At 41.8% G+C, this 4,111-nt stretch carries 3 protein-coding genes and 1 pseudogene; all 4 read left to right on the forward strand.

The genetic code is table 11. The features are described from left to right. The coding region (locus ACT3SX_RS14220) for a DUF2345 domain-containing protein (RefSeq protein ID WP_444761803.1) at nt 1-1,328 on the forward strand (1,328 nt) is incomplete at its 5' end. After that, a complete protein-coding gene (locus tag ACT3SX_RS14225) occupies nt 1,321-2,343 on the forward strand; it encodes a polymorphic toxin type 44 domain-containing protein (protein ID WP_442070109.1) in 1,023 nt (340 codons plus the stop codon). The genes ACT3SX_RS14220 and ACT3SX_RS14225, both read left to right, overlap by 8 nt. 17 nt (nt 2,344-2,360) lie before the next feature. Then, nucleotides 2,361-2,843, forward strand: coding sequence for a hypothetical protein (locus ACT3SX_RS14230; RefSeq protein WP_442070107.1), 483 nt, complete (start codon nt 2,361-2,363; stop codon nt 2,841-2,843). Nucleotides 2,844-3,007: 164 nt separating this feature from the next. Continuing rightward, a pseudogene (locus ACT3SX_RS14235) lies at nt 3,008-4,111 on the forward strand (hypothetical protein); the annotation flags it as partial.

Raw genomic sequence — 4,111 nt, forward strand, 5'->3', positions numbered from 1 at the left:
ACATCACCCATCCCATCATCATCGGCAGCACCCATAACGGACAAGGCAACTCTGATGCTCAGCACAATAGCATCGTCAGTGACTCAGATACCCTTGACGCCACCAGTCCAGCTTGGTTCATTAATCAAAGCCATGCTTACCCCATAGACGGTATCAAAACGCAAAGCATCGACAGCAGTCGTACAGGCGATGCCACCAAAGACAGCGTCACCAATGGCTATAACCAGCTCATGTTTGACGCCCATCCTGAGAGTCCGCAGATCAACGCCTATAGCAGCAGCTATCAGTCCAGCCTAACCATTGGCCATCTCTACCAGCACACCGACCATACCCGTGGACAAGCACGTGGCCAAGGCATCAGTATCGAGACCCAAGCGGCTGCCAATATCCAAGGCAGCACCGGCATTCATATCAGTAGTAGCCAGTCAGACCCCTCATCAAACCCTCACATGAATCATGACAGTCATAGCAAACTACAAACCGCTGACCAACATCAAATAGCCTATCAAAGCCTAGCAGAAACCCATCAACCAGTAGGCATAAATGGCAGCAGTCAAAGTAGTAGCCTAAACAATAACAAGGGAGGAGAGCAACAAACGCCATTTGGTCAATTTAGCAAAGACACCAATGACAGTGCACTAGATGAGGCAGGACAGTGGCAACAAGCCAATCTGCTTATCGACTCTCAACGTCACCTTGCCATGCTCACAGGACAACACAGTCAACATACCAGTACTGAAAACACACATAGCCACGCCACAGGCAGCACCCATCATCACAGCCAAACGCAGATGAATCAGCTAGTAGCAGGGGACATCCATTACTACGCAAACAAAGCCCAGACCCATACCGCCGCTCATGGTGATGTGACGATACAAGCGCATCAGAACGAGATGCGACTCGACAGTGAGCAAGTACTATGCATCCACAGCCGAGACAGTATAGAGATTATTGCCCCTGATACGCTTACCCTAAAAGCAGCGGGTAGTGGTATTGAGATATCGGGTGGTAATGTGACGTTTATCACGCCTGCTAAAGTGGGCTATAAGGCGAGTAAGGTGGATCGGGGGAGTGGGGGTGGGGGTATTGCCAAAGCTATTGTTCTTAGACAGGCAAAGATAATAGAAGGCGAGAAGTTTTATTTGAAATATGAGGTTAAAGATAAGCAAGGTAATATCCTTAGAAACCGCGACTATATCGCTTATAATCATGCGACTGAAGAGACGATCGTAGGTAAGACAGATAATCTAGGCTACACTGAGCAATTTATAACCGAAGAACCAGCAAATATCGAAATACATGTTGTAGAGGGACAAGATAATGGCTAAGAAAACAGGGTATATTCATTTATCTATTTCAGGTAGTGTTTTCGTAACAAGCTGTAGGTATGAAATAAAAATCAATAGTAACGGTATACTGTCTAAAAACCCGATTATTGGACTAATAAGTGCTAATGACATAGTAGGCAATAAAGGAATCAAAAGAATAGATTTTAGCTACGATAGCGGTAAGGTAGATGTCAATAAAATAATTATAAGTTATAAACTATTTATTGGAGAGTTAAAAGTAGATGAGGGTACTCTAAATGCTTCAAGTAGTAGTAAAGCTCAGATTATAAATAATAATGTCAATCAGCTTCGTATTAGGTCTACAGTTGAAGTAACTATAGATAATAGAGAAGCCCAAAGAAAAGTGAATGCCCAGACCTGCAAATATCCTGATGGTGCAATTCAAGTAGCGGAGTATATTGTTAAGGAAATACAGAAAAACGTTAGATCTAGTGAGGCTGCAAAAATAAAGTCTCAGTTATCATCTATAATGGCACCGAGAAAAGCTTTAGGGTTTTATGATTGGTATATACAAGTTGCCCCTGGCAAATCATGGGATCATAAACCTAAAATTCGAGATCATCCAGAGCTTAAGTATTTAGCTGTTGAGAAAAAGCTTAGAGCTGATAGCAGGAGCGAATCTAAATCGTATTTCCATAAATATAAAAACTTTGATTATTATTATGATGTTTGGTCAAACATTCATTATGGCTATGTAGGCAGGTATGTAGGTTTTGACGCAAATACTTTGCTAACGGGTTCTTATCTACAACAATTTGGTAAGGAAGTAATTGATGAGGTGATGAGGATTAAAAATGGTGAAAAAGCTTTCAAAGATATGGAGCTAAAAGCAGATACTAAAGACGATGTTACAGCTATGCAAATAGGTATAGATTTATTTGAAAGCTTTTATCCTGCAACGTATCTGACTGCTTATTCTATCCTAGAAGCATTAGACTCCGCAGCTGACAGCAGTTTGCCATACTCGAAACAAACACATATATGCTATGTATAGCGAAAAAAGGAGTTTTGATGTTTTCAAATAAAAAATTACTCAAATATACAGTAATGTTCAATATGCTATTTATTATAAGTAGCCTATATGGGTGTACGCATACAAGCTCTTCAAATAAGATATTTTTGAATAATAAAACAAGCTTTACGCTTTATACTTCAAAATTTGAAGTCAAAGTTAGTGATTCTGAAATTACTCCTGAGGAGATGGAAGGAGAGAAGCGAATAGTTTTAGAAGTAGATGAAAAAGATTATTATTTTGTTGGTAAATATGCCTTATCATCGGACTCGCTTATTGATATTGATATTGGGTGGCATGTTACTGATAAAGACATGAAAGGAAAGCCCTCATATAAAAGTCAAGGAAAAACTTTTAATGTCTCTGAGACAGATGAAGGTTTTTGTAGCTACGAAATCGATATTTATGATACTCATACTAAGGTTAGAGGGCTAGATGAGGGGTTGTGTGATAAAAAGATAATACTCAATGAAGATTTCTGACAGATTATAGGAGCTGTCAAACCCAATATCTATACGATGATAAGCAGCGTATTGAGCAGATCATTGATGCTGAAGGTAATGGAACCACCTATTATGATGATAGCAAACCTTGGCTAAGTACCCTCGTTAAACGAGTTGACTATCCCGATGGCAATAGCATCGAGATGCGCTACGATGACTATCGTCGTCTAAGCCAGCTCATCAATGAGAATGGTGAGACATGGAACTTTGAGTATGATAAAGGCGATAACTTAATCAGTGAAACCCGTTTTGATGGTCATCAAAGCCGATATCGCTTTGACGCGCTTGGTAACTTAATAAGCCAAATTGACAACCCGCATCTGCCCTCAAACCAACAGCGTCGTATCAGTTATGAGCGAGACTTGATAGGACAGATACTGACTCAAACCAGTATAAGCGCAGAGCAGTCTGCACAAGTACAATATCAATATGATAAAGCAGGCAAACTGCTGAGCGCAACCAATGCGCACAGCCGAACCGATTTTGCCTACGATGCCAACGGACAACTCATCAAAGAGCGTCAAACCAGTACCCTTAACATCGCAGGATTACAGCACGAGTATAGCTTAGCGTTGCAACATGATTACGATGAGCTAGGCAACCGTACTGCCACCACATTACCTGATGGCAAAGTCATCAATCAGTTGTATTACGGATCAGGTCACCTATATAACCAAAGTCTATATGACCCAAGCACCGATCAGCACATAGAGATACGCCACAGCGAGCGTAACAAACTCCATGTCGAAGTCACCCGCCAACAGGGCGTCCTTGATAGCACCTTTACCCATGACCCCATGGGACGACTCATCAATCAAAACAGTAGCATGGGCGACCATATCATCGTTGGTCGTCAGTACCAGTATGATCTCATTGGACAGCTCACTGACATCAACAGTCAAACATCACTCATAGGTAAAGACCAAACCGTCCAGCAGCACACCCGCAACCATTACTACCAGTACGATGCCACAGGTCGCTTGATTGAGCATAAACTAGCAGGGTCAAACACCAACATCATCGAGCAATTCGCCTTTGACCCAGCAGGCAATAGAGTATCGACTCATAACCGCAGAGTAGAGGATACTAATAAACAAACTCAAACAGCAATACCTAAACCTCAGGGCCGCCCAACTGAACTTATCAGCCAAGGTAAGCACGTGCGCTACACCTATGACAATGATGGTAGAGTCGTTCATAAAACCATAGCTGCCAACGTACTACAATCAAGCAATAGCCTAATTGGG

This window comes from Psychrobacter sp. AOP31-B2-9, from assembly GCF_052378005.1.
Lineage (GTDB): Bacteria > Pseudomonadota > Gammaproteobacteria > Pseudomonadales > Moraxellaceae > Psychrobacter.

Excerpts from the sequence above, each read along its gene's own strand:
- ACT3SX_RS14225 (WP_442070109.1), top strand. The coding sequence starts at position 1,321 with ATGGCTAAGAAAACAGGGTATATTCATTTATCTATTTCAGGTAGTGTT.
- ACT3SX_RS14230 (WP_442070107.1), top strand. The coding sequence starts at position 2,361 with ATGTTTTCAAATAAAAAATTACTCAAATATACAGTAATGTTCAATATG.